Annotated in this window: 25 protein-coding genes; 12 read left to right on the plus strand and 13 right to left on the minus strand. The window is 69.8% G+C overall.

The features are described from left to right. Positions 1 to 33 precede the first annotated feature (33 nt). Positions 34 to 549, plus strand: coding sequence for a L,D-transpeptidase family protein (locus tag HYN04_RS12790; RefSeq protein WP_110451118.1), 516 nt, complete (start codon positions 34 to 36; stop codon positions 547 to 549). On the opposite strand, the gene HYN04_RS12795 is transcribed toward HYN04_RS12790, so the two are convergent. After that, positions 546 to 1,211: a YggS family pyridoxal phosphate-dependent enzyme gene (locus HYN04_RS12795; RefSeq protein ID WP_110451119.1), complete on the minus strand. Its 666-nt coding sequence runs from the start codon at positions 1,209 to 1,211 to the stop codon at positions 546 to 548. The two genes, HYN04_RS12790 and HYN04_RS12795, sit on opposite strands and share 4 nt — an antisense overlap. Positions 1,212 to 1,296: 85 nt before the next feature. Between HYN04_RS12795 and HYN04_RS12800 the strand changes: the two genes are divergently transcribed. Then, complete coding sequence (locus HYN04_RS12800) at positions 1,297 to 1,878, plus strand: thiamine phosphate synthase (RefSeq protein ID WP_241962631.1); 582 nt, start codon at positions 1,297 to 1,299, stop codon at positions 1,876 to 1,878. On the opposite strand, the gene HYN04_RS12805 is transcribed toward HYN04_RS12800, so the two are convergent. Then, positions 1,868 to 2,284, minus strand: coding sequence for an NtrZ family periplasmic regulatory protein (locus tag HYN04_RS12805; RefSeq protein WP_110451121.1), 417 nt, complete (start codon positions 2,282 to 2,284; stop codon positions 1,868 to 1,870). The two genes, HYN04_RS12800 and HYN04_RS12805, sit on opposite strands and share 11 nt — an antisense overlap. Before the next feature lie 242 nt (positions 2,285 to 2,526). Between HYN04_RS12805 and HYN04_RS12810 the strand changes: the two genes are divergently transcribed. The 4 genes from HYN04_RS12810 (at position 2,527) to holA (ending at position 7,286) form a co-directional block, all read left to right on the plus strand. Beyond that, complete coding sequence (locus tag HYN04_RS12810) at positions 2,527 to 3,036, plus strand: DUF3576 domain-containing protein (RefSeq protein ID WP_110451122.1); 510 nt, start codon at positions 2,527 to 2,529, stop codon at positions 3,034 to 3,036. 115 nt (positions 3,037 to 3,151) lie between these two features. Continuing rightward, positions 3,152 to 5,731, plus strand: a complete 2,580-nt coding sequence (gene leuS / locus HYN04_RS12815; RefSeq protein ID WP_110451434.1) for a leucine--tRNA ligase — start codon at positions 3,152 to 3,154, stop codon at positions 5,729 to 5,731. Further along, positions 5,728 to 6,228, plus strand: a complete 501-nt coding sequence (lptE, locus tag HYN04_RS12820) for an LPS assembly lipoprotein LptE (RefSeq protein WP_110451123.1) — start codon at positions 5,728 to 5,730, stop codon at positions 6,226 to 6,228. The genes leuS and lptE overlap by 4 nt, the downstream gene beginning before the upstream one ends. 5 nt (positions 6,229 to 6,233) lie before the next feature. Beyond that, the gene (gene holA, locus HYN04_RS12825) at positions 6,234 to 7,286 is read left to right on the plus strand and encodes a DNA polymerase III subunit delta (RefSeq protein WP_110451124.1); all 1,053 of its coding nucleotides are present in this window, start codon (positions 6,234 to 6,236) and stop codon (positions 7,284 to 7,286) included. 27 nt (positions 7,287 to 7,313) lie between these two features. On the opposite strand, the gene HYN04_RS12830 is transcribed toward holA, so the two are convergent. From HYN04_RS12830 to HYN04_RS12860, 7 genes are all read right to left on the minus strand, one after another. Further along, positions 7,314 to 8,066, minus strand: coding sequence for a class I SAM-dependent methyltransferase (locus HYN04_RS12830; RefSeq protein ID WP_110451125.1), 753 nt, complete (start codon positions 8,064 to 8,066; stop codon positions 7,314 to 7,316). Positions 8,067 to 8,075: 9 nt separating this feature from the next. Next, positions 8,076 to 8,948 carry a ParB/RepB/Spo0J family partition protein gene (locus tag HYN04_RS12835; RefSeq protein WP_110451126.1) on the minus strand — a complete coding sequence of 291 codons (873 nt, stop codon included), beginning with the start codon at positions 8,946 to 8,948 and terminating at the stop codon, positions 8,076 to 8,078. Positions 8,949 to 8,958: 10 nt separating this feature from the next. Beyond that, the gene (locus HYN04_RS12840; protein ID WP_241962632.1) at positions 8,959 to 9,774 is read right to left on the minus strand and encodes a ParA family protein; all 816 of its coding nucleotides are present in this window, start codon (positions 9,772 to 9,774) and stop codon (positions 8,959 to 8,961) included. Continuing rightward, on the minus strand, positions 9,758 to 10,414 hold the full coding sequence (gene rsmG / locus HYN04_RS12845; protein ID WP_110451128.1) for a 16S rRNA (guanine(527)-N(7))-methyltransferase RsmG: 657 nt from the start codon (positions 10,412 to 10,414) through the stop codon (positions 9,758 to 9,760). Before rsmG ends, HYN04_RS12840 begins: the two co-directional genes overlap by 17 nt. Further along, positions 10,392 to 12,236, minus strand: coding sequence for a tRNA uridine-5-carboxymethylaminomethyl(34) synthesis enzyme MnmG (gene mnmG, locus HYN04_RS12850; protein WP_110451129.1), 1,845 nt, complete (start codon positions 12,234 to 12,236; stop codon positions 10,392 to 10,394). The genes rsmG and mnmG overlap by 23 nt, the downstream gene beginning before the upstream one ends. A 93-nt stretch (positions 12,237 to 12,329) precedes the next feature. After that, a complete protein-coding gene (gene mnmE, locus HYN04_RS12855; RefSeq protein ID WP_110451130.1) occupies positions 12,330 to 13,670 on the minus strand; it encodes a tRNA uridine-5-carboxymethylaminomethyl(34) synthesis GTPase MnmE in 1,341 nt (446 codons plus the stop codon). Continuing rightward, entirely contained in the window at positions 13,667 to 13,918 is a 252-nt protein-coding gene (locus HYN04_RS12860) for a DUF6489 family protein (protein WP_110451131.1), read from the minus strand. Before HYN04_RS12860 ends, mnmE begins: the two co-directional genes overlap by 4 nt. 131 nt (positions 13,919 to 14,049) lie before the next feature. Here HYN04_RS12860 and HYN04_RS12865 point away from each other — a divergent pair, with 131 nt between their 5' ends. Beyond that, positions 14,050 to 14,751, plus strand: a complete 702-nt coding sequence (locus HYN04_RS12865) for a dienelactone hydrolase family protein (protein ID WP_110451132.1) — start codon at positions 14,050 to 14,052, stop codon at positions 14,749 to 14,751. Positions 14,752 to 14,754: 3 nt separating this feature from the next. Continuing rightward, positions 14,755 to 15,726, plus strand: coding sequence for a quinone oxidoreductase family protein (locus HYN04_RS12870; protein ID WP_110451133.1), 972 nt, complete (start codon positions 14,755 to 14,757; stop codon positions 15,724 to 15,726). 47 nt (positions 15,727 to 15,773) lie between these two features. Here the strand turns inward: HYN04_RS12870 and rho are convergent, their stop codons facing one another. The 4 genes from rho to hemE all read right to left on the minus strand — a co-directional run bounded on the left by rho (position 15,774) and on the right by hemE (position 19,939). Continuing rightward, entirely contained in the window at positions 15,774 to 17,183 is a 1,410-nt protein-coding gene (gene rho, locus HYN04_RS12875; RefSeq protein WP_110451134.1) for a transcription termination factor Rho, read from the minus strand. A 229-nt stretch (positions 17,184 to 17,412) separates the two neighbouring features. Beyond that, entirely contained in the window at positions 17,413 to 17,868 is a 456-nt protein-coding gene (locus tag HYN04_RS12880; RefSeq protein ID WP_110451135.1) for a CopD family protein, read from the minus strand. Then, positions 17,865 to 18,911: a ferrochelatase gene (gene hemH, locus HYN04_RS12885; RefSeq protein WP_110451136.1), complete on the minus strand. Its 1,047-nt coding sequence runs from the start codon at positions 18,909 to 18,911 to the stop codon at positions 17,865 to 17,867. Before hemH ends, HYN04_RS12880 begins: the two co-directional genes overlap by 4 nt. Beyond that, the gene (gene hemE, locus HYN04_RS12890; RefSeq protein ID WP_110451137.1) at positions 18,908 to 19,939 is read right to left on the minus strand and encodes a uroporphyrinogen decarboxylase; all 1,032 of its coding nucleotides are present in this window, start codon (positions 19,937 to 19,939) and stop codon (positions 18,908 to 18,910) included. The genes hemH and hemE overlap by 4 nt, the downstream gene beginning before the upstream one ends. Before the next feature lie 507 nt (positions 19,940 to 20,446). On the opposite strand from hemE, the gene HYN04_RS12895 reads away from it, so the two are divergent. The 4 genes from HYN04_RS12895 to coaE are packed head-to-tail and all read left to right on the plus strand — an operon-like array spanning position 20,447 to position 23,359. Then, positions 20,447 to 21,295: a pyruvate, water dikinase regulatory protein gene (locus HYN04_RS12895; RefSeq protein WP_110451138.1), complete on the plus strand. Its 849-nt coding sequence runs from the start codon at positions 20,447 to 20,449 to the stop codon at positions 21,293 to 21,295. Next, complete coding sequence (locus tag HYN04_RS12900; RefSeq protein ID WP_110451139.1) at positions 21,292 to 21,891, plus strand: Maf family protein; 600 nt, start codon at positions 21,292 to 21,294, stop codon at positions 21,889 to 21,891. Before HYN04_RS12895 ends, HYN04_RS12900 begins: the two co-directional genes overlap by 4 nt. Then, on the plus strand, positions 21,888 to 22,739 hold the full coding sequence (gene aroE, locus HYN04_RS12905; protein WP_110451140.1) for a shikimate dehydrogenase: 852 nt from the start codon (positions 21,888 to 21,890) through the stop codon (positions 22,737 to 22,739). Before HYN04_RS12900 ends, aroE begins: the two co-directional genes overlap by 4 nt. Continuing rightward, a complete protein-coding gene (gene coaE / locus HYN04_RS12910) occupies positions 22,736 to 23,359 on the plus strand; it encodes a dephospho-CoA kinase (RefSeq protein ID WP_110451141.1) in 624 nt (207 codons plus the stop codon). The genes aroE and coaE overlap by 4 nt, the downstream gene beginning before the upstream one ends. Positions 23,360 to 23,365 lie beyond the last annotated feature (6 nt).

Consider the following 23,365-nt stretch of genomic DNA (forward strand, 5'->3'; position numbering starts at 1 on the left):
CAAGGGTTCAGATGCGAGGGGTGCGGAGGGACCATGATCTTCACGGCCACATCAGATGGACGCATCGACATCGCCGGACGCGAGGCGGCCTGTGTCCTGGGAAGGTCAGGCGTACTGCCGGCGGCCGACAAGCGGGAGGGAGACGGCGCCTCACCCCTGGGGGTCTGGCCGCTGCGACGGGTGCTCTACAGGCCCGACCGGGAGGCCCCGCCGGCCACCGGCCTGCCCGTCGTCGCCCTGAAGCCTGACGACGGGTGGTGCGACGCCCCGGGCGATCCCGCCTACAACCGGCCGGTCCGCCTGCCCTATCCCGCCAGCGCCGAGCAGATGTGGCGCGAGGACCGGGTCTATGACCTGGTCGTCATCCTGGGCCACAACGACGACCCGCCGGTCAGCCCCATGGGGTCGGCCATCTTCCTGCACCTGGTCCAACCGGACCGCTCAGCCACCGCCGGCTGCGTGGCGGTGAGCCGCGAGGACATGCTGGACCTTCTGGCGCGGGCCCGGCCCGGGGACGCCCTGGCCATCCTGCCGGCGACCCCCCTCTAGGTCGCAGGCGGGGCCCGGTCGCCGAACAGGGCCGAACCCACCCGAACGCTCGTGGCGCCAAAGGCGATGGCCGTCTCGAAGTCCCCGCTCATGCCCATGGAGAGCTTCTCAAGGCCGTTCCGGGCCGCGATCTTCGCGAGGAGCGCAAAATGCGGGCCGGGGGGCTCGTCGGCAGGCGGGATGCACATGAGACCCTCAACTTGCAGCCCCAGCTCGCCGCGGACCCTCTTGAGGAAGGCGTCCGCCTCCAGGGGCCCAATCCCGGCCTTCTGGGGCTCTTCCCCGGTGTTGACCTGGACATAGAGGCGGGGGAGGCTGCCCGCCCGGCCCGCGGCGTCGGCGAGGGCGACGGCCAGCCGGTCCCGGTCCAGGGTCTCGATGACGTCGAAGAGGGCCACGGCGTCCCGGACCTTGTTGGTCTGGAGGGGGCCGATGAGGCGCAGCTCGAGGCCCTCGCGGCGACCCTCCCACCGGGACAGGGCCTCCTGGACGCGGTTTTCTCCGAAGACCCTCTGCCCGGCGGCGACGACAGGGGCGACCGCCTCCCAGGGCTGCTGCTTGGAGACGGCGGTCAGGACAACCTCCGACGGACTGCGGCCTGCGGCCTGCGCGGCGGCGGCGATTCGGGATAGGATGGCGTCGAGCGGGGGAGAGGCGGACATTTCCGGTTTCTGGACGGTCAGGCGGACTGCGGCCTTCCTAGGTCGCCAGAGGCCCCGGGGGAAGAGGGCGCCGCCGCCCCTTCTGGTGTTCACGGACCCCGACCGCACCCCGGACCCCATCGCCCTGGCCCTGCGCCTGCCGCGGGGGACGGGCCTCGTCTACCGCGCCTTCGGGGCGCCAGGCCGGCTTCGGACAGCCAGGGCGCTGGCGGCCATCGCCCGCCGGCGCGGCCTGGTCTTCCTGGTGGGCGCCGAGGCGGGGCTGGCCGCGCGTTCCGGCGCGGCGGGACTGCACCTGCCCGAGCGCCTCGCCGGAATGGCCCCTCGCCTGCGCCGGCCTGGCTGGATCGTGACCGCGGCGGCCCATTCGACCCGCGCCGCCCGGCGGCCGGGGGTCGACGCCTTTGTGCTCTCGGCGGTCTTTCCCTCGGCCTCGGCCTCGGCCGGAGTCCCGATGGGGGCCCTTCGCTTCGCCCAGCACGTCCGGCGGGCGTCGTCGCCGGTCTACGCCCTGGGCGGGGTCAATGACCGCACGGCCGCGCGCCTGCGCCTGACAGGGGCCGCAGGCCTGGCCGGGGTCGGCCTTGGGTCGACGGAACAGGGACCGATGGAAAAGGGATCAACGGACCGTGACGCGGCGAAAACCCGCGGCGGCGTCAGAACTTGAAGGCGGTCTCGAGGCGGACCCGCGGGGCGGGCTGCTGGGGGGCCGCCTTGCGCCAGGCCTCGGGCTGGGCCGCCTGGTCACCCATGGAAACAGCGCCGCCGATCCGCAGGCTGGGCGAGACGCGGTAGTAGGCGCCGGCCTTGACGTCGGTCCATTCCGTCTCGCGGGTCTGGGGCGACTCCACATTGAAGGTCATGCCCCAACGTCCCTTGCGGGCGTCCCAGGTCAGGGAGGTGCCGCCAGCGGGCCTTTGGGCCTGGTCGACCCGGACGGTGAAGTCCGCGGCCTTTCGCGCCGGATCGGCGTGCGCAGCCGACCCCGCGCCGGCCATGACGGCTCCGGCGAGGACAGCGGCGGACAGGCGCCGGAAGGCTGAACCCGAAAGGAACAAGGACACACTCACCATCTTTATCCGGCTGTCTGGCAGCCGATTGCGCCGAAAAAACGACGTTGGGAAACGATTAAGGGCCGCGGGAGGGAGAGGTCAACCTCGGCGGACCCCCAGGGGCCGGAATCCGCCCCCCCCTGTGGCGGTCAGGCCACGCGATTCCTGTTTGGCCCCGGTCCCGGCGTTGGTATAGAGGGCGCGGCGCGGGGTGGCGCCGGTTCGCGCCGCGGGTGCGGACCCTGAAGTTTGGAGCGGTGCGGATGCCGTCTGGAACCGGAATCCTGAAGAAGCGCCTGATGGCGGGCCTGGCGATCGCCGCGGCGACGTCCCTGGGGGCGTGCGCCTCGAACCGGGCGGCCAAGACCTTCGAAGGCCAGGAGCCTGCGGGCTTCAACCCCCTCAGCGTCTTCGAGGGATCAGGATCTGCCGAGGGCGATCGTCCGACCATCTCCGTCAACGGTTACCTCTGGCGTGCGGCCCTCGACACCCTGTCCTTCATGCCCCTCGCCTCGGCTGACCCCTATGGCGGGGTGATCATCACGGACTGGTTCGTGAATCCCGAGAAGCCGGACGAGCGCTTCAAGGCGACCGTCTACATCCTCGACAGCCGCCTGCGGGCCGACGGCCTGAACGTCGCCCTGTTCCGCCAGGTCAAGGGCGCTTCCGGGGCCTGGACCGACGCCCAGGTCAACGCCCAGACCGAGATCGACCTCGAGAACGCGATCCTGACCCGGGCGCGCCAGGTTCGACTTTCGAACGTTCCCGGCTGACGCCGGCTCGCGCGCCGACCCTCCAGGATCCGCCCCAAGGCCCTGAAAGGCCAGACCGCGCCCCGGGGGCCGGCCCGAGCCTTTTTCCGCGACCTGATCCGACGGTATGCCCGCAATGACCCGATACAATCCGAAAGACACCGAGCCGAAGTGGCGCCAAGCCTGGGATGAGTCCGACGCCTTCCGGGCCGGTCCGCCCGATGCCGCCCGGCCCAAGTACTATGTCCTGGAAATGTTCCCGTATCCCTCGGGCCGGCTGCACATGGGCCATGTGCGCAACTACGCCCTGGGGGACGTCATCGCCCGGTACAAGCGGGCGCGGGGCTTCAACGTCCTGCACCCCATGGGCTGGGACGCCTTCGGCCTGCCCGCAGAGAACGCGGCCATGGAGCGGGGCGTCGACCCCAAGGCCTGGACCTACGACAACATTGCGCGGATGCGCGGCGAGCTGAAGGAGCTGGGCCTGTCCATCGACTGGTCCCGGGAATTCGCCACCTGCGACGTCGAGTACTATGGCCGCCAGCAGGCCTGGTTTCTGGACCTGTTCGAGAAGGGCCTGGTCTATCGCAAGGAGAGCCTGGTCAACTGGGACCCGGTCGACCAGACGGTCCTGGCCAACGAGCAGGTCATCGACGGCCGCGGCTGGCGATCGGGCGCGGTGGTCGAGAAGCGCCGGCTGAGCCAGTGGTTCTTGCGGATCACCGACTATGCCGACGCCCTGACCGATGACCTGAAGACCCTCGACCGCTGGCCCGAGAAGGTCAGGACCATGCAGGAGAACTGGATCGGGCGCTCGCGGGGCGCGCGGTTCAGCTTCCGCTTCACCGACCCGGCCCGCACCGAGGGGCTCGAAGTCTACACGACCCGGCCGGACACCCTGTTCGGGGCCGCCTTCGTCGGGATCGCCGCTGACCATCCCCTGGCCGCCGAAGTCGCGGCATCCAACCCCGGGGCGGCGGCCTTTATCGAGGCCTGCCGCCAGGGCGCCGTCTCCGAAGCCGAGATCGAGACGGCGGAGAAGCTGGGCTTCGACACGGGACTGAAGGTCCGCCACCCCTTTGACCCCGACCAGGAGCTACCGGTCTGGATCGCCAACTTCATCCTGATGGACTACGGCACGGGCGCCATCTTTGGCTGCCCCGCCCACGACCAGCGGGACCTGGACTTCGCGCGGAAGTATGGCCTGCCGGTCCGCCCGGTCGTCCTGCCGCCGGGCGCAGACCCAACGACCTTCGCCGTGGGAGACGAGGCCTGGACCGGAGCCGGCGCCCTCTTCAACTCCGGCTTCCTGGACGGCCTGGGCATAGAGGCCGCCAAGGCGGCGGCCATCGCCCGCCTGGAGGCGGATGGCGCCGGGGAAGGCGCGACGGTCTTCCGCCTGAGGGACTGGGGCGTCTCGCGCCAAAGGGCCTGGGGCTGTCCGATCCCGGTGGTCCACTGCCCGTCCTGCGGCGTGGTTCCGGTCCCGAAGGCCTCCCTGCCCGTCGCCCACCCGGCGGACATCGCGTTCGGCAAGGCGGGAAACGCCCTGGACCGCCACCCGACCTGGAAGCATGTCGCCTGCCCCGCCTGCGGCGGCGCGGCCGAGAGGGAGACCGATACCCTCGACACCTTCGTGGATTCGTCCTGGTATTTCGCCCGCTTCACCGACGTCGAGGCCGCCGAGCCGATCCAGAAGGCGGCGGCCGACTACTGGCTGCCCGTCGACCAGTACATCGGCGGGATCGAGCACGCGGTCCTGCACCTGCTCTACGCCCGGTTCGTGACCAAGGCCCTGTCCGACGCCGGCCACCTGTCGGTGCGGGAGCCCTTCGCGGGCCTGTTCACGCAAGGGATGGTCACCCACGAGACCTACCGCAAGCCGGGCGGCGAATGGGTGGAGCCTGGAGAGGTCGTCATCGAGGCCGAAGGCCGCATCCGGCGGGCCCGGCTCCTGTCCACCGGGGAGCCCGTGGTCATCGGCGACGCCGAGAAGATGTCGAAGTCCAAGAGGAACACCGTCTCTCCCGGCGAGATCTTCGAGGTCTACGGGGTGGATGCAGCCCGCCTGTTTGTCCTGTCCGACTCCCCGCCAGAGCGCGACGCCCAATGGTCCAACGCCGGCGTCGAGGGGGCCTGGCGCTTCGTCAACCGGGTCTGGGCCGAGTTCGAGAGCCAGCCGGCCGGCCCTCACGCCGCAGATCCGGCGGACGCCGCCGCCGAGACCCTGCGCCGGGCAACCCACCGTCTGACACGGTCCATGACCGAGGCCATCGAGACCTTCCGGTTCAATTCCGGCATCGCGCGGCTCTACGAGTTCCTGAACCTCCTGCGCGAACACAAGGCGGAAGGCGCCTCTGAGGCCCTCCTGGCCGAGCGCGCCGAGGCCCTGTCGGTCTTCGCCCGGCTGATCGCTCCGTTCACGCCACACCTGGCCGAAGAGTGCTGGGCCCGGATAGGCGGCGAGGGCATGGCCGTCTTCGCCCCCTGGCCGGCCTTTGACGAGGCCCTGACCCGGGAGGCCGAGGTCACCTTGCCTGTTCAGGTGAATGGCAAGCGCCGCTGGGAGATCCGGGCGCCCGCCGGGGCCGAGCCGGCGGATGTCGAGAAGATGGTGCTTGACGATCCCGAGACGGCGCGGCGACTTGAGGGCCTGACCATCCGCAAGGTGATCGTGGTGAAGGATCGCATCGTCAACATCGTGGTCGCCGGATGAGCCCCCTGGCGGCGGCGCTCCGGGGGGCGGGCTTCGCCTCGGTCCTCCTGCTGGCGGGATGCGGATTCACGCCCCTCTATGCGACGCCGGACCTGGGGGCGGGGCTGGCCGCCGTGGAGGTGACCACGCCCGAGGGCCGGGCCGGGGCGCTCCTGCGGGAGCAGCTCGACGACGCCCTGGGCCGGCGGGCGGGCCTGGCGCCGACCTATCGCCTGGACGTCGCCCTGTCCGAGCTCCGCTATCCCCGCGGCGTCCGGGTCGACAATGTCGCCACCCGTTATGAGTACGTCCTGACAGCCGCCTACACCCTTAGCCCGGCGACCGCGGGCGAGCCGCTCAAGACCGGCAAGGTGCGGGTGGAGCTATCCTACGACTCCGCCGACCAGCCCTACGCCTCGGTCATCGCCCAGCAGGACGCCCAGGCCCGGGCCGCCCAGGAGGCTGCCCGCCGGATACACCTGGAGCTCGCCGCCTTCCTCGCCGGCCAGGGGTCCTGACGCGGGTGATCCTGAGCCGCAGGCCTGATCTGGAAAGGTTCCTGGCCCGGCCGGACCCCCAGGTGCGCGCCGCCGTCATCTATGGCCGGGACATGGGCGTGGTGCGGGAGCGAGCCGCCCAGCTGGCCCGCAGCGTCACCGAGGACCCCGAGGATCCCTTCAATGTGGCGGTCCTGACCGAGGGCGACCTCTCCGGAGATGAAGGTCGCCTGGAGGGCGAGCTGGCCGCCCAGTCCCTGATGGGTGGCCGCCGGCTCGTCCGCCTGCGCCTCGGCGGCGAACGGGCGGCGAGTGAGAAGCTGGCGGTGGAAGCCCTCGGGCGGCTGCTGTCGGGCGAGCTCAATCCCGAGGCCTTCTTCCTGGTCGAGGCCGGGGCCCTGGGGCGGGACTCGGCCCTACGCAGGGCGGCCGAGAAGGCCGAGGGCTGTGCGGTCATTCCCTGCTACGAGGACGAGGCTGGCGACATCGCCCGCATGACGCGGGAGGCCCTGGCGAAGGATGGCGTCGGCCTCAACGCCGAGGCCCTGGCCCTGTTTGTCTCGCGGCTCCCCCACGAGCGCGGAGTGGCCCGCCGCGAGATCGAGCGCCTGGCCCTCTTCCTGGGCCCGGGCTCAGGAGTGACGGCGGGCCCCAAGGACCTGGAGACCTTCCTGGGAGTGGAGCCTGAGGCCTCCCTCGCCGGGGCGGCGTCGGACGCCTTTGGCGGGAGGTTGGCCGAGGCCCAGGCGGGGCTGAGGCGCGCCGCCCAGGAAGGCCTGTCCGGTCCGGGGGCCGTGCGCGCCCTGGGCCAGCATCTGGGAAGGCTACGCCGCACCCTGACCCTGGCCCGGAACGGCGCCGGACTGCAGGAGGCGGCCAAGGCCTCGGGGGTCTTCTGGAAGGACGAGCGGGAGTTCCTGCGGCAGGCGCGGTCCTGGAGCCTGGAAAACCTCGATGGGATCACTGCAGACGTCCTGGCCGCCGACCGGGCCTGCAAGACGGCGCGGGCGCCCGACGCCCTGATCGCCGAGCGCCTGGCCCTGCAGATCGCCGCCAGGGCCCGCCGGCTGGGGCTTTAGCCCTGGATCCTCCGGGTACGGAGGGTTTCAGCGATCCGGCGGGTCTCCCCGGGGCCCGGCCACCAGGAGCCGGTATCCGGCGTCGTATTCCTCCAGCCCGTTGATGTCAGCGTAGCGGCCTTGCCAGTCCCCGGAGTCCAGGTCGGCCTTCAACCGGCCCAGGCCTGCATCGATGTCTTTCAAGGCATGGAAGGACGAGCTTCCCGAACGGATTCGAGGATCGAGATAGGCGTGCGGCCTTCGCCAGTAGGCGTAGAGGAACCCGTCGACGCAGTCGTGGGGCGTCAGGAGGGGCTCGACGCGAATGGGTCCGAGGGCGGCGCGATACACCTCGAGCGGGGGCATCTGGGCTTCATCCAGCGCGGCCAGGCCCGGGAGGTAGTCGGTCAGCCAGGGCCGCGCGGCGGGATCGAAGGTCAGGATTACGATGCGGCCCCGGGTGACCCGCCTCACCTCCCTGAGTCCGGCCAGGGGATCAGGGCAGTGGTGGATGGTCAGGACGGCCAGGGCGGCGTCGAAGGCGCCGTCGGCAAAGGGAAGGGCCGCCGCCGAGGCCTGGATCGCCGGGGCGGAGCCTGGCGGGCGGCGCTGGATCATCCGGGCGGACGGCTCTACCGCTACGATCGACCGGTCGGAAGGTTCGTAGTTTCCGGTCCCGGCGCCGACATTGAGCACCCTCCGCGCCGGCCCGAGGGCGGAATGAAGGCGCGCGCCGATGCGGGGGTCGGGCTGGCGGAGGGTCTCGTATCCGGCGCCGATGGAGTCATAGAGGGCGGGCATCGGTCCCGCCTAGCGGCGGGAGAGCCGACGGCAGATCTCGTCGAGCTGTTCCAGGGCCCCGTAGTGGATCCTGACCTCGCCGCGACCGGCCTTGTCCGAGATCTCGACCTTGAGGCCGAGGGCAGCGGACAGGTCGGCCTCGAGGGCGAGGGTGTCGGGGTCCTTGCGCGACGCCGTCCGGGCGCCCGGGGACGTCGCCTCGACGCCACCCTCCGCCTGGAGGCGCTTCACCAGGGCCTCGGTGTCACGGACCGAAAGCCCGCGCTCAATCACATGCCGGGCGGCCGAAAGGGGGTCCGGCGCTCCAAGCAGGGCCCGGGCGTGGCCTGCGGTCAGCTCGGCCTCCGCCAGCATGCCCTGGATCTCCGCCGGCAGGGCGAGAAGCCGGATGGCGTTGGCCACGTGGGAGCGGCTCTTGCCCATGGTCTCGGCGACCTCTGCCTGGGTGCGGTGATGGAGTTCGATCAGCCGCTGGTAACCCGCCGCCTCCTCGATGGGGGTGAGGGACTCCCGCTGCACATTCTCTGCGATCGCCGCCTCGAGCTGCTGGACGTCGCTCATCTGCCGGATGAGGGCGGGGATGACGTGAAGTCCGGCCCGCTGGGAGGCCTGCCAGCGGCGCTCACCCGCGATCAGTTCGTAATGGCCCTGGTTGAAGGGATGCGGCCTGACCAGGATCGGCTGCAGCACGCCGCTGGCCCGGATGGACTCGACCAGGGCTTCCATTTCCTCCGGGGCGAAACGGGCGCGGGGCTGGGCCTCGAACCGCCAGATCCTGTCGAGGGGGATTTCGGTCACGCTGCCAGGCGGCGGCGGTGGCGGCGGCGCCGCTTCTCCGAGAAGGGCCGAGAGACCCCGGCCAAGTCCGCGCTTCTCCGCCATGGGGGCCTCCTCAGGCCGCCTCGCGCCGGGCGCGTTCGCGCTGGACGACCTCGCGGGCGAGCTTCAGGTAGGCCTGACTGCCGGCGCAGTTGATATCGTAGACCAGCACGGGCTTGCCGAAGGAAGGCGCCTCCGAGACCCGGACATTCCTCGGGATCACGGTCTGGTAGACGGTTTCACCGAAATGGCTGCGGACATCCCCGGCGACCTGCTCCGACAGCCGGTTGCGCCGGTCGAACATGGTCAGGACTACGCCCTGGATCTCGAGTCGGGGATTAAGGCTGCCGCGCACCAGCTCCACGGTCCGCATGAGCTGGCTCAGCCCCTCGAGGGCGAAGAACTCGCACTGCAGGGGCACGAGAACGGCGTCGGCCGCGGTCATGGCGTTGACGGTGAGGAGGTTGAGGGACGGCGGGCAGTCGATCAGGACGTAGGTGTAGCGCCCCGACGCCCGGACGGCCTCAAGGGCGTCGCGGAGGCGGAAAGACCGGCGGGCCTCGGGCCCAAGCTCGATCTCCACCCCGGAGAGGTCCGGGTCGGCGGGCGCCAGGTCCAGGCCGGGAAGACGGGTTGGGGTGACGGCGTCGAGGAGCGGCGTCCCGCCCATCAGCACGTCGTAGAGCGTGACCCGGCGCTCGGCCCGGGGCACGCCCAGGCCCGTCGAGGCGTTGCCCTGGGGATCGGAGTCGATCAGCAGGACCCGCTCGCCCACCGCCGCCAGCGCGGTGCCCAGGTTGATGGCGGTGGTGGTCTTGCCGACCCCGCCCTTCTGGTTGGCGACGACCAGGATGCGGAGGGGACGGGAGGCTTCAGCGACGTGGGCCACGACCGGAGCTCCGGATACGAAGGATACGACCCCGATCATCGCTCAGGCTGGGCAGGATTTCCACCTCAAAATCCCATGATCTTGTGGCTTCTTCGATTTCAGCCACAACATCTTGACCCTTAAGGAACAAACCCGTCGCCCCTCTCCGAAAGTAGGGCCGAGCGTACCCAAGCAGCCGGACCAAGGGCGCGCAAGCCCGTGAGGTGACGATATCCACAGTCAGGTCAAGGTCCTCGGCGCGGCCGTTGTGAACGCTGGCGGGTAGACCCAGTTGGGTGACGACCGTCTCGAGGAATCGGCAACGTTTGGCCATGCTTTCAACGAGGTGGACATGGAAGCCCGGGCGGTTCCGGCCGAGTATGGCCAGCACCACCCCGGGCAGACCCGCGCCGGTCCCAAGATCAGCCCAGGTCAGGGCGTCGGGCGCCAGGGGCAGGAGCTGGGCGGAGTCCAGGGCGTGCCGGGACCAGAAGGCCGGCAGGGTCGCAGGACCGACCAGGTTCATCTTCTGGTTCCAGTCCCCGAGCAGGATCCGGTAGGCCTCCAGGTCCTCCAGGGCCCGGGCGTCCGCCCCGGTCAGGGCGGCGAAGGCCTTGGCGGTGGGAGCTGGCCCGGCTTCAGGCGGCGTGGCGTCGGGCATGGGCCAGGAGGGCGGTGAGGGCGCCGGGGGTCATGCCCTCGATGCGGGCGGCCTGGCCCAGGGTCAGGGGCCGGATGCTGGCGAGCTTCTCGCGGATCTCGTTGGAGAGTCCGCCCACGCCGGCATAGTCGAGGTCGGCGGGCAGGCGCAGGGACTCATCCCGCCGGAAGGCCTCGGCGTCGGCCGCCTGCCGGTCCAGGTATCCCGAATAGGCGGCGTCGATCTCCACCTGCTCCCGGACCGTAGGGCTCCACGACCGGACCTGAGGCCAGATCCGCGCGAGGTCCTCGAAGCCGATGGTGGGATAGGCCAGGAGCTCGGAGAGGTTGCGCCTCTGGCCGTCGGCCTTGACCGGAAGCCCCTCGCGGGCAGCCTGGGCCGGGGTGAGGACAAGCTCCGCCGCCATGCGCCGGGCGGCGGCCAGGTCTTCACGCCGGGCGCCCCAGGCGGCGGCCCGCCGGGCTCCGATGCATCCCAGTTCGAGGCCCCGGTCGGTCAACCTCTGGTCGGCGTTGTCCGCCCGGAGGGTCAGGCGGAACTCGGCCCGGCTCGTAAACATGCGATAGGGCTCGGTCACGCCCCGGGTGACCAGGTCGTCGATCAACACGCCGATATAGGCCTCGTCGCGCCGGAAGACAGCGGCGTCGGCGCAAGAGGCGGCGCGGGCGGCGTTGAGGCCGGCCATCAGGCCCTGGGCGGCGGCCTCCTCGTAGCCCGTGGTCCCGTTGATCTGGCCCGCAAGATAGAGACCGGGCAGGCGCTTGACTTCGAGGCTGGGATCAAGCTCGCGGGGATCGACGTAGTCATATTCGATGGCGTAGCCGTGGCGGATCACCTTCACCGCCTCCAGACCGGGAATGGTCTTCAGGAAGAGGTCCTGGGTCTCCGCCGACACCGAGGTGGAGATGCCGTTCGGGTAGACGGTGGGATCGTCAAGGCCCTCAGGCTCCAGGAAGATCTGGTGGCTCGTGCGGTCGGCGAAGCGGACCACCTTGTCCTCGATGGAGGGGCAGTAGCGCGGGCCACGGCCCTGGATACGGCCCCCGTAGACCGCGGACTCCGACAGGCGCTCGGCGATGATCCGGTGGGTTTCCGGCGTGGTCGCAGTGACGCCGCAGGCGACCTGGGGGTTGGTGATCCTGTCCGTGAGGAAGGAGAAGGGGCTTGGAACCTCGTCGGCCGCCTGGCTGTCCAGCCGGTCCCAGGCGATGGTGCGGCCGTCCAGCCGGGCCGGGGTTCCGGTCTTCAGCCGCCCCATGGAAAGGCCCAGGGCGTACAGCCTGTCGGAAAGGCCAATTGCCGGCGCTTCCCCGGCACGGCCGGCGGGAATCCTCTGCTCGCCCAGGTGGATGACGCCCTTCAGGAAGGTCCCGGTGGTCAGGACCACCCGGGGAGCGGGATAGGTCCTGCCCGAGGCGCCGACAACACCGGTGATTCTACCTCCGTCCACGACCAGGTCCTCGACCGCCTCCGCCAGGATCTCGAGGCCCGGTGTCGTCGCCAGTTCCGCCTGCATGGCCTGGCGGTAGAGCTTGCGGTCGATCTGCGCCCGGGGTCCGCGGACCGCCGCACCCCGTGAGCGATTGAGAAGCCGGAACTGGATCCCGGCGGCGTCCGCCATCCGGCCCATGACGCCGTCCAGTGCATCCACCTCGCGGACGAGGTGCCCCTTGCCCAGGCCGCCGATGGCGGGATTGCAGCTCATCTCGCCGAGGGTCTCGATCCGGTGGGTCAGCAGGAGGGTCCGCGCGCCGAATCGCGCAGAGGCCGCCGCCGCTTCACAGCCGGCGTGTCCACCACCAATGACGATCACGTCCCACATGGGTCTCGGTCAATCCCAGGATCCGGAGCCCTGGAGGCGCCGGGAGGCGGCGAGGCCATACACCAGATCACCCGGTGTTTCACGTGAAACAGGTCACTTGCCGATGCAGAAGGTGGAGAAGATGCGGTCCAGGACGTCTTCCGGACCGATCTTGCCGGTGATCCGGTCCAGGGCGCGGGCTGCGAGGCGGACGTCCTCCGCCGCGAGTTCCGGCTCTGCGGACAGGGCCCGGGCGCTCTCGAGCCGCTCGAGCGCCTCAGCCAGCAGGGCCGCGTGCCGGAGCCGTGTCGCCGAGGGCGGTTCTCCCGAACCCAGGGCGGCGACCACCCGCTCCGCAAGGACCGCCTCCAGGGCGGCGACGTCTTCGGCCCGATGCGCGCTGAGGCGATGCGGCTCCAGCCGCAGGGCGACCGCCTCAACCTGAGCCTGGGCGGCGGCGTCCCCGGCGGGAAGATCGGCCTTGGCGACAAGACAAATGTCGCCGGCCCGAAGGACTTCCGGTGCAGGCGAAGCGTCGCCCCCGCCGGAACCGTCCACCACCCAGAGACGCAGGTCCGCCGCTTCTGCGCGGCGGCGCGCCCGCCGAACCCCTTCGGCCTCCACCTCGTCCAGGGTGTCGCGGAGGCCGGCGGTATCCGCCAGGATCACCTTGTATCCAGACAGCTGGAGCGCGACCTCGATGACGTCCCGGGTCGTCCCCGGCGTGGCGGTGACGATGGCCGCCTCCCGCCGGGACAGGGCGTTGAGAAGGGTGCTCTTTCCGGCATTGGGCGCGCCAATGAGGGCGATGGCGAACCCGTCCCGCACCCGCTCGGCCCGCTCGACCCCGTCGAGGGCGGACCGAAGGGCGCCGACCAGGCGCTCAAGGGCCGGATGCGCCCGCGCCGCGACATCCTCAGGCAGGTCCTCGTCGGGAAAGTCGACCGCCGCCTCGAAGAGAGCGAGGGCCTCCACCAGGTCCGACCGCCAGGCCTCCCGGGCCCGGCCGAGGGCGCCGTCCAGCTGGGCGAGGGCCTGCCGGCGCTGGGCCTCGGTCTCGGCCTCGATCAGGTCCGCCACGCCCTCGGCCTGCGCCAGGTCGAGCCGGCCATTCTCGAAGGCCCGCCGCGTGAACTCCCCAGGTTCGGCAAGCCGCAGGCCCAGCCCGGCCAAGGCCTCCATGACCCCGGCGACCACGGCGGGACCACCGTGCAGGTGAAGCTCGGCGCTGTTCTCTCCCGTGTAGCTGGCGGGCCCCGGCATCCACAGGACGAGGGCCTCGTCGAGGACACGCCCTTCCACATCCTTCAGCTTCCGGACGACGGCCCGGCGGGGTGAAGGGCGGCGCCCGGCCAGGGACACCAGGGCTTCACCGGAAAGGGGCCCCGAAAGGCGCACCACCGCCACCGCCGCGCGGCCGGGCGCGGTGGCGGGGGCAAAGATCGTGTCCCTCATTTCGGCCGGGGGGCGCCCATGCCCATGCCGGCCGCCTGGGTCATCAGCTTGGTGAACTGCTCCTGCGCCCCGGCGCCAAAGGCCATCCAGTTCTTCATGAGCTCGTCGGGCGAGACCATGGCCATGTTGGCGCTCATTCTCGCCTGCATTTCCTCTACGAGGCGGGCGTTGAGATCGCTCACGTCGGGAAGGCCCAGGAAGGTCCGGGCCTCGATGGGGGAGCAGTCAATCTCGACCGTGATCTTCATGGAGCGATCCTCTCGGGGTCCGGCCAGGGCGGCCGCTGAGGATAGCGCGCGGGGCCCGGCTTCGCAAAACCGGCTTCCGCCCGGCCGGGGGCGAGCCTAAGTGTGATGCTGGAAAAGACAGGAGAGCCCCGATGGGAGAGACGATCCGCATCCAGGTCGAAGGCGGCGAGATGTCGGCCTACGTCGCCCGGCCGGCCGCCGCCAAGGCGCCCGCCGTTGTCGTCCTGCAGGAAATCTTCGGTGTGAACGCCGTCATGCGGGACATCACCGACGGGCTGGCGGAGCAGGGCTTCCTGGCCATCTGCCCGGACCTGTTCTGGCGTATCGAGCCCGGCGTAGACATCACCGACGGGACCGAGGCCGAATGGAAGAAGGCCTTCGCCCTGATGAACGCTTTTGACGCCGGCGCGGGGGTGAAGGACATCGCCGCGACCATCGCCCGGATCCGCTCCGACCCCGGGTGCAATGGCCGGGTAGGCGCGGTGGGCTTCTGCCTGGGCGGGCAACTTGCCTGGCTGACGGCGACCCGGACCGACGCGGATGCGGCCGTGTCCTACTATGGCGTCGGGATCGAGGGCCTTCTGGACGAAGGCGCCAACCTCCGCAAACCCGTCATGCTTCATGTCGCCGAGGCTGACGGGTTCGTGCCGCCGCCTGCACAAGCGGCCATCCGGGAGGGCCTGGCGGGCCAGCCCCTGGCCACGATCCACACCTATCCGGGACGCGACCACGCCTTTGCTCGGGTGGGGGGTGAGCACTATCACGCCGCGGACGCCGCCTTGGCCGGTGAGCGCTCCCTGGCCTTCCTCCGCGCCCACCTGGGGAGCGCCTGAGCCATGAAGGGTATCCGACTGAACGCCACTGGCGGGCCTGAGGTCCTGGAGCTCGTCGACCTCGAGGTCCCGGCGCCGGGCCCGGGCCAGATCCGCGTCCGGCAGACGGCCATCGGAGTCAACTACATCGACACCTACCACCGCTCAGGCCTCTATCCCCTCAGGTTGCCCTCCGGCCTTGGCATGGAGGGCGCCGGCGAGGTCGACGCCGTCGGGGAGGACGTGACGCGCTTTGCCCCGGGCGACCGGGTGGCCTTCGCTTCCGGGCCGATCGGGGCCTATGCAGAGCTGCACTGCGTGGACGCCGCACGCGCCGTCCGGGTTCCCGAGGGCGTGGACGACCGCGCGGCGGCCGCCGCCCTTCTCAAGGGCATGACCGCGGAGTTCCTTCTCCTTAGATGCCGGCCTGTCGCGCCGGGTGAGACCGTTCTCATTCACGCAGCGGCCGGGGGCGTCGGGCAGATCCTGGTGCAGTGGGCCAAGGCCCTTGGCGCACAGGTCATCGCGACGGCCGGCAGCGCCGCCAAGGGCGACCGGGTCCGGGACCTGGGAGCCGACCATGTCATCCTCTACGGAGAACAGGACGTGGCGGCCGAGGTCCGGCGGATCACCGGGGGGGCCGGGGTTCCCGTGGCCTACGATTCCGTGGGGGCGGCGACATTTGAGGGCACCCTGGCCAGCCTCTCGCGGCGGGGCGTCTTTGTCAGCTTCGGGAACGCCTCGGGCCCACCGCCTGCTGTGGAGCCAGGCCGCCTCATGCGCATGGGCTCGCTCTTCCTGACCCGTCCGACCCTCGGCGACTATGTGGCGACGACCGCCGAGCTGGACGCCAGCGCCGGGGCGGTCTTTGCCCGCATTGCATCGGGTGAGATCGAGATCGAGATCGGCCAGACCTTCCCGCTCAGCCAGGCCCGGGCCGCCCATGAAGCCCTGGAGTCCCGCCAGACCGTCGGATCGACCCTTCTGGTTCCCTGAGCCGGGTTGGGTATCGCCGGTGTTTCACGTGAAACACCGGCCGACGGTCAGGTGTTCATCGACTGGAAGAAGTCGTCGTTGTTCTTCGACTGCCGCAGCTTGTCGAGCAGGAACTCGATGGCGTCCTGGGCGCCCATGGGCGACAGGATGCGACGCAGGACGTGGGTCTTGGCCAGCTGCCCCGGCGGCGTGATGAGCTCGTCCTTGCGGGTGCCGGACTTGAGGATGTCGATAGCGGGATAGATCCGCTTGTCCGCGACCTTGCGGTCCAGGACGATTTCCGAGTTCCCGGTGCCCTTGAACTCTTCGAAGATCACCTCGTCCATCCGGCTGCCCGTATCGATCAGGGCGGTGGAGATGATGGTCAGGGACCCGCCCTCCTCCACGTTCCGCGCCGCGCCGAAGAACCGCTTGGGCCGCTGCAGGGCGTTCGCGTCGACGCCGCCCGTCAGCACCTTGCCCGACGAGGGGACAGTGGTGTTGTAGGCGCGGCCCAGGCGCGTGATATTGTCCAGAAGGATGACCACGTCGCGCTTGTGCTCGACCAGGCGCTTGGCCTTCTCGATCACCATCTCGGCGACCTGGACGTGCCGCTGGGCAGGCTCGTCGAAGGTCGAGGCGATCACCTCACCCTTCACGGTCCGCTGCATGTCGGTGACTTCCTCGGGTCGCTCGTCAACCAGGAGGACGATCAGGTAGCACTCCGGGTGGTTCGCCGCGATCGCCTTGGCGATGTTCTGCATCATGATCGTCTTGCCCACCCGCGGCGGGGCGACGATGAGGCAACGCTGGCCCTTGCCAAGGGGAGAGACGATGTCGATCACCCGGCCCGAACGGTCCTTGAGCGTCGGGTCGTCGATTTCCATCCGCAGGCGCTCCTGCGGGTAGAGCGGGGTCAGGTTGTCGAACAGGACCTTGTGACGCACGTTCTCGGGCGGCTCGAAATTGATCTGGTCAACCTTCACGAGTGCGAAGTAGCGCTCGCCCTCGCGGGGCGCGCGGACGCCGCCATCCACCGTATCCCCGGTGCGCAGGCCGAACTTCCGGATCTGGGAAGGGCTGACATAGATGTCGTCCGGACCCGGGAGATAGTTCGCTTCCGGCGAGCGCAGGAAGCCAAAGCCGTCAGGCAGGACCTCCATGGTCCCGGAGCCGGAAATTTCCACCCCCTCTTCGGCCAGGACCTTGAGGATGGCGAACATCATGTCCTGCTTGCGCATGGAGTTCGCGTTCTCGATCTCCAGGGTCTCGGCGAAGCTCAGCAGGTCGGCGGGCGATTTGTCCTTGAGTTCCTGGAGGGACATCCGGGTCAGGCCCATGGCGGCGATCGCCTGGGAGGCCTGCGTGGGTTCATCGTCCTCTGCGGCGGCGTCCTCGCCGGCGGCCAGGTCCAGGCTTGCGTCTTCGATGGCCTCGACGAGGTCAGCGGCGTCCTGGGGGATATTGTCGTCAGACATGGGAATCTTTCGGATTTCGGAACGCGGCGCAGTTCACGCCCGTTCCGGACCGGCCGCCTTCCGGCGTCCGTTTCAAGTCAAACATTATTCAGGACCGGGTTCCGGCGAGGCGCCTGGCGCCATCGCGGCCCCGGTGAGAGGCGGGATCGGGCCCCGGCGTCGCCGGAATCCGATGGGGCAGCGGAACCATACTCTCCGGCCCGGGTCAAGCATCCGCCTCCGCGGAGGTTCAGCCCCCGAACTCCAGGGTGACGGCCAGGACCATCACGATGGCGGCGATGAAGGGCAGCTCGTTGGTGGCGCGCCAGAACCGGTTGGAGCGGGTGTTCATGCCCGCCGCAAACCGCTTGCGCGCCGCACCCAGGAAATGGTGCCAGCCAATCAGGAAGACCACGCCCGCCAGCTTTGCAAGCATCCAGGGCTTCAGGAGGAAGTCCCAGCCCCCAAGCCGGGCCGTAGCGTTCACCCAGATGAGGGCCAGTCCAAGGACCAGGGACAGGATCATCGCCGGCCCCATGATGATCCGGTAAAGCTTGAGCTCCATGACCTGAAAGGTCCGGTCCATCTCCGAGCCGGGCGCGACATCGGCGTGATAGGCGAAGATGCGGGGCAGGTACATGATCCCCGCCATCCAGGCGATCACCGCCAGGATGTGGAGCCCGCGAAGCAGGTCATAGACGTTCATCGGCGGCCTCCGCTTCTCGCATCAAGGCAGGGGCAGCGGCCGTGTGCGGCCGGACAGGTCCAGCCCCCGTCCGCGGCGGTTCCCCCTTCCCGGCCGAGGGCGTTGGTCACCGCCCCGCCAAGGGCCGATATGAAGGCTGGATCGATCCCTGGAGCCGGAGCCCGGAGCCAGACCGGGCAGCCGGCTTCCTTCGCCAGTTCCGCGTACTCATGATCCAGTTCCACCAGGGTCTCGACATGCTCGGAGACGAAGGCGATGGGCGAGACGAGCACGCCGACGCCCTCCGCTCCGGCGCGCCGGATCTCATCATCGGTCGAGGGGCCGATCCACTTCAGGGGACCGACCCGGCTCTGGTAGCTGATCCCCCAGTCCGTGAACTCGGGCAGGAGCCTGGCGACCGCGGAGGCCGTGGCTTCGACTTGGGCCTGGTAGGGATCGCCGTCCTTGATCACCTTTTCCGGAAGGCCGTGGGCCGAGAACAGAAGCCGCACCCCCGTGGGCCGGCCTGCAGCCTCCCAAACCCCCCGGATTGCCCGGGCGTGGGCTTCGGCCAGGCCTGACGAGATCGGATAGCAGCAGACGGTGCGGCTTCGGCCCGGCCCCCGGTAGGCGCGGGCCCAGTCCCGAAGGGAGGACTCCGTCGTAGTGGTCGAGAACTGGGGATAGAGGGGCAGGAGAACGATCTCGTCCGGTCCGAAGGCCGCGACCTCACGGGCCGTTTCGGCGGCGAAGGGCTTCCAGTAGCGCATGGCGATGAAAACGCGGCTCTCCTGGCCGGGCAGGGTGCGCGCCAGCTCGGCCTCCAGGGCTTCCGCCTGGGCTCGCGTCTCTGGAAGAAGGGGCGAACCCCCGCCCATCATGGCGTAGTTGGCCCGGGCCCCCTTGGCCCGGGTCGTTGAGATGAAGGCCGCAAGCGGGTAGCGGACCGGCGCCGGGGCGCCAATGATGGCCGGGTCCTTGAAGAGATTGAACAGGAACGGTCGGACGGCGTCAGGCCCATCGGGCCCTCCGAGGTTGAAGAGGACGACTGCGAGACGGCTCATTTGCCCGTGATCCTCCTGACGGCCCGCTCGATGTGGGCGACCGGCGTATCCGGAAGGACGCCGTGACCGAGGTTGAAGATGTAGGGACCTGGGCTCCACCCCTCAATGAGAGCATCAATCCGCGCGTCCATGGCGGAGCCGCCTTCACGAAGGAGAAGGTTGTCGAGGGCGCCCTGGATGGCCTTGCCGCCGGCCTGTATCCTGCGGCCCTGGGCCAGGCTCGCCTGGGTGTCCAGGCCTACCGCCTGCACTGGCACGGCGTCGGCATAGATGTCGACCAGGGCGCCGGCCCCACGCGGAAAGCCGATGAAGGGTGCATCGACGCCCGCCGCCCGGACCCGCCGGATGATCTCCTGGTGGGGCTTCACCACGACGCGCTGGAAAACATCTTCCGCCAAGCCTTCGGCCCAGCTCTCGAAAAGCTTCAGCACCTGGGCGCCGCTGCGCGCCTGGAGGACCAGGTAGCGGGCCGTCGCCTCGACCAGGACTTCGAGGATCTGGTCCAGGCGCTCGGGCTGGGAATAGGCGAAGGCGCGGGCCCCGGACCGATCCGAGCCTCGGCCCTCAATCATGTAGGTCGCTACGGTCCAGGGGGCGCCGGCAAAGCCGATGAGGGCGCGTTCAGGCTCAAGGGCCGACCTCACTCGGGAAAGGGTCTCACCTATTGAGGCCAGACGACCGGTGGAGGCCTCGATCTCGCCGGCCAGGGCGGCGACCTCGGGAAGTGGGCCAAGCCGTGGCCCCTCCCCCGCCTCGAACCAGACCTCCTGTCCCAGGGCCTGGGGGATGAGCAGGATATCCGCAAAGACGATGGCGGCGTCGAAGGGAAACCGCCGCATGGGCTGGAGGGTCGCCTCTGCGGCCATTTCCGGATCGTAGCAGAAGGCCAGGAAGTCCTTCGCCCGGGTCCGGAGTTCCCGGTACTCAGGCAGCGAGCGTCCGGCCTGGCGCATGAACCAGACTGGCGGGCGCTCGAAGGCCTCGCCGGTCAGGGTCCGGAGAAGTTTGGGTCTGGGCGCCTCAGTCATGGCGCCCTTAAACCCCGGCCCGACGCCAGGCTCAAGGGTCGCGGTCCTTCGCCTGTCCCTTACTTTTACATCACAGGTTTTCTTTTTCAGGTGGAAGAGGAAGTAGGCCGCCTTCAAACCGGGGAGAACGGGCCGCGGGAAGCGGTTCTTCCCTAGGTGTCCACGATCCCGCGAACAGGAACAGGGAGACGCTTCGCTGACCTGTGAGAATTCACTAAATCATTGAAATAAATAGATTTAAAACGATATATGATGTGGATAAAGGCAGCTGTCCAGGGCGCCGCGTAAAGACATTCTTAACCCTGTGCAAAGGATGTCCACATTGGGACGGCTTGGTGGACGACTCCGCGTCTTTCGTCCGGCCTCCCACAGCCCCCGCCGCAGTCGCCCTTCCCTCGCGCTTTTCTCCCCATGCCTGACGTGTTGGGCTAAGAAGGCGTTGACAGGTTTTTCCCCAGAAATCCCCAGTCCCGTCCCCGATCCCGCGTCCCAGGCCCCGTCCCCCCAATGACCGCCGCCGCCAGATTTGCGACCTACTTTCACGTCCACCTGGTCTCGGACTCTACGGGGGAGACCCTTAACGCCATGGCACGGGCGGTGTGCGCGCGGTTCGAGAACGTCCTGCCCATAGAGCACTACTATGCCCTGGTGCGCTCGCCCCGGCAGCTGGAACGCGCCCTGGCGGACATCGAGGACGCCCCTGGCGTCGTCATGCACACCATCGTCGATGACAGCCTGCGCACGGCTTTAGAAGACGGTTGCCGTCGCCTGGACATGCCCTGCATCGCGGCCCTCGACCCCCTGGTCTCGGCCATGTCGAGGTATCTTGGCGCGTCCCTCACCCGGCGGGTGGGTGTCCAGCACGCCCTCGACACCGATTACTTCAACCGGATGGACGCCCTGAACTTCGCCATCGGCCATGACGACGGGCAGGGCGGCGCCGAGCTCGACCAGGCGGATGTTGTCCTGGTCGGGGTCTCCCGGACCTCCAAGACCCCCACCTGCATCTATCTGGCCCACCGGGGTGTCCGTGCCGCCAACTTCCCCCTTGTTCCCGGCCGTCCTGTGCCAGAGACCCTCTCTGGCCTGTCCTCCGCCCTTGTCGTGGGCCTGACCATCTCCCCGGACCGCCTGATCCAGATCCGGCGCAACCGGCTGCTCTCCCTCAAGGAGGACCGCGACACCGCCTACACGGACATCGAGGCTGTGCGGGACGAAGTCGTCCAGGCCCGGCGGCTGTATGAACGGCAGGGCTGGCCCGTGATTGACGTCACACGCCGGTCGGTCGAGGAGACCGCCGCCGCAGTCCTCAATCTTTTGCAGTCCCTGCGCCCATCGATGAAGGTGGTCCCATGAGCCCGCCCGATGTGATCCTCGCCTCCCGAAGCTCCGCGCGCTCGGCCCTGCTCCGCGGCGCCGGCGTCTCCTTTGAAACGGCCGATTCCGGGGTCGATGAGACAGTCCTGAAGACGGCGATCCTCGGCCGGGGGGGAAGCCCCGCCGAAGTCGCCGCCGCGCTGGCGCGGGAGAAGGCCCTCGCCGTGTCCAGGGCCCGGCCGGGCCTGGTGATCGGCGCAGACCAGACCCTGGATTTCGAGGGTCGCCTTCACGACAAGCCCGCCAGCCTGGCGGAAGCCGCCCAGCGGCTTCGCGCCATGAGGGGCAGACCGCACGCCCTGCACGCCGCTGTCGCCGCGGCTCGGGATGGGGCGGTCATCTGGGAGACCCTGTCCACCGCCGAACTGGTGATGCGCCCCTTCAGCGACACCTTTCTGGAGGCCTATCTGGCCTCGGAGGGCGAGGAGGTCCTCACTTCCGTCGGCGCCTATCGGCTCGAGGGCCCGGGGGTGCAGCTCTTCTCCGAAATCCGCGGGGACTATTTCACCATCCTGGGCCTACCCCTGACCGGGCTCCTGGACCTTCTACGCAGCGAGGGCGTGCTGGCGCCATGAACCTGACGTCCACGACGCGCCTGGCCGGGGTTGTGGGACACCCCGTTTCCCACTCCCTCAGCCCGGTCCTGCACAACACCTGGCTGGAGGCCGCCGGCCTGGACGGCGCCTACCTGGCTTTCGGCCTGGCGGCGGATCGGTTCAGAGCCTTTGTCGACGGCTTTCGAGGCGGGTCCCTTGCGGGCGTCAACGTGACCCTTCCCTTCAAGACCGAGGCCCTGGCCGTCGCCGACCGGGTCAGCGCCCGCGCCCATGCCGCCGGGGCGGCCAATGTCCTGATCTTCGAGGTCGACGGTTCGGTCAGCGCGGACAACACCGATGGGGAAGGTCTCCTGTACGCCTTCGCCCGCCAGGCGACGGGATTCCAGCCCGACGCCGGGCCCCTGGTCCTGTTTGGCGCCGGCGGGGCCGCGCGCGGGGCCGTCGCCGCCTTTCTCGCAGCCGGCTGTCCGGAGGTGCGAATCCTCAACCGCACCCGCGCCCGCGCGGAGGACCTGGCCGAACAGTTCGGCGACCGGGTCCGGGCCCTCGATCCCGCCGACCCCAGCGTCCTGTCCGGGGCGGCCGCCCTGGTCAACGCCAGCTCCGCCGGTCTTGGACCCGATGCCCCGCCCCCGCCCTCATTCGACAGAGCGCCCGCCTCCGCCGTGGTCATGGACATGACCTACCGACCCCTGCGCACGCCCTTCCTCGAGGCCGCCGCCGCCCGGGGCCTGAGGACGGTGGACGGCCTCGACATGCTGATCGGTCAGGCCATCCCGGCCTTCGAAGCCTTCTTCGGCCAACCTCCGCCCGACGCCGCCGAGGTGCGCGGGCGCGTCCTTCGTCTCCTGGGAGAGGCTTCATGATCCACATTGGACTGACGGGCTCCATCGGCATGGGCAAGTCGACCACCGCCCAGATGTTCCGTGACGCGGGCGTCCCGGTCTATGACGCCGACGCGGCGGTGGCCGCCCTCTACGTCAGGGGCGGGGCGGCGGTGGAGCCGCTGGAGGCCGCCTTTCCCGGCGTGACCCGCGACGGCGCCGTCGACCGTGAGGCCCTGCGGCTGCGCGTCCTGGGCGATGACGCGGCCATGACCCGGCTGAACGCCGTGGTCCATCCCCTCCTGGGTCGTGACCGGCTGGAGTTTCATCGCCAGGCCGAGGACTCGGGCGCCAACGTCCTGGTATTCGACATTCCCCTCCTCTTCGAGACGGGCGGGGAGCGGAATATGGACGCCGTCGTGGTTGTCACGGCCCCGGCGGATGTCCAGAGGGCGCGGGTCCTCGCCCGGGAAGGCATGACGCCCGAGCGCCTAGACGCCATCCTGGCCCGACAGACGCCCGACGCCGACAAGCGCGCCCGCGCTGATTTCGTCATCGACACCGGCCAGGGCCTGGAGGCCGCCCGGGAGGGTGTGCGCCGTGTCCTGGAAGCCATTCGCGACCCCGCCTGGAAGTCCCGCAGGGCGCCTGCCGCGGATTGAAGGCCG

The sequence above is a fragment of the Phenylobacterium parvum genome (genome assembly GCF_003150835.1).
GTDB lineage: Bacteria > Pseudomonadota > Alphaproteobacteria > Caulobacterales > Caulobacteraceae > Phenylobacterium > Phenylobacterium parvum.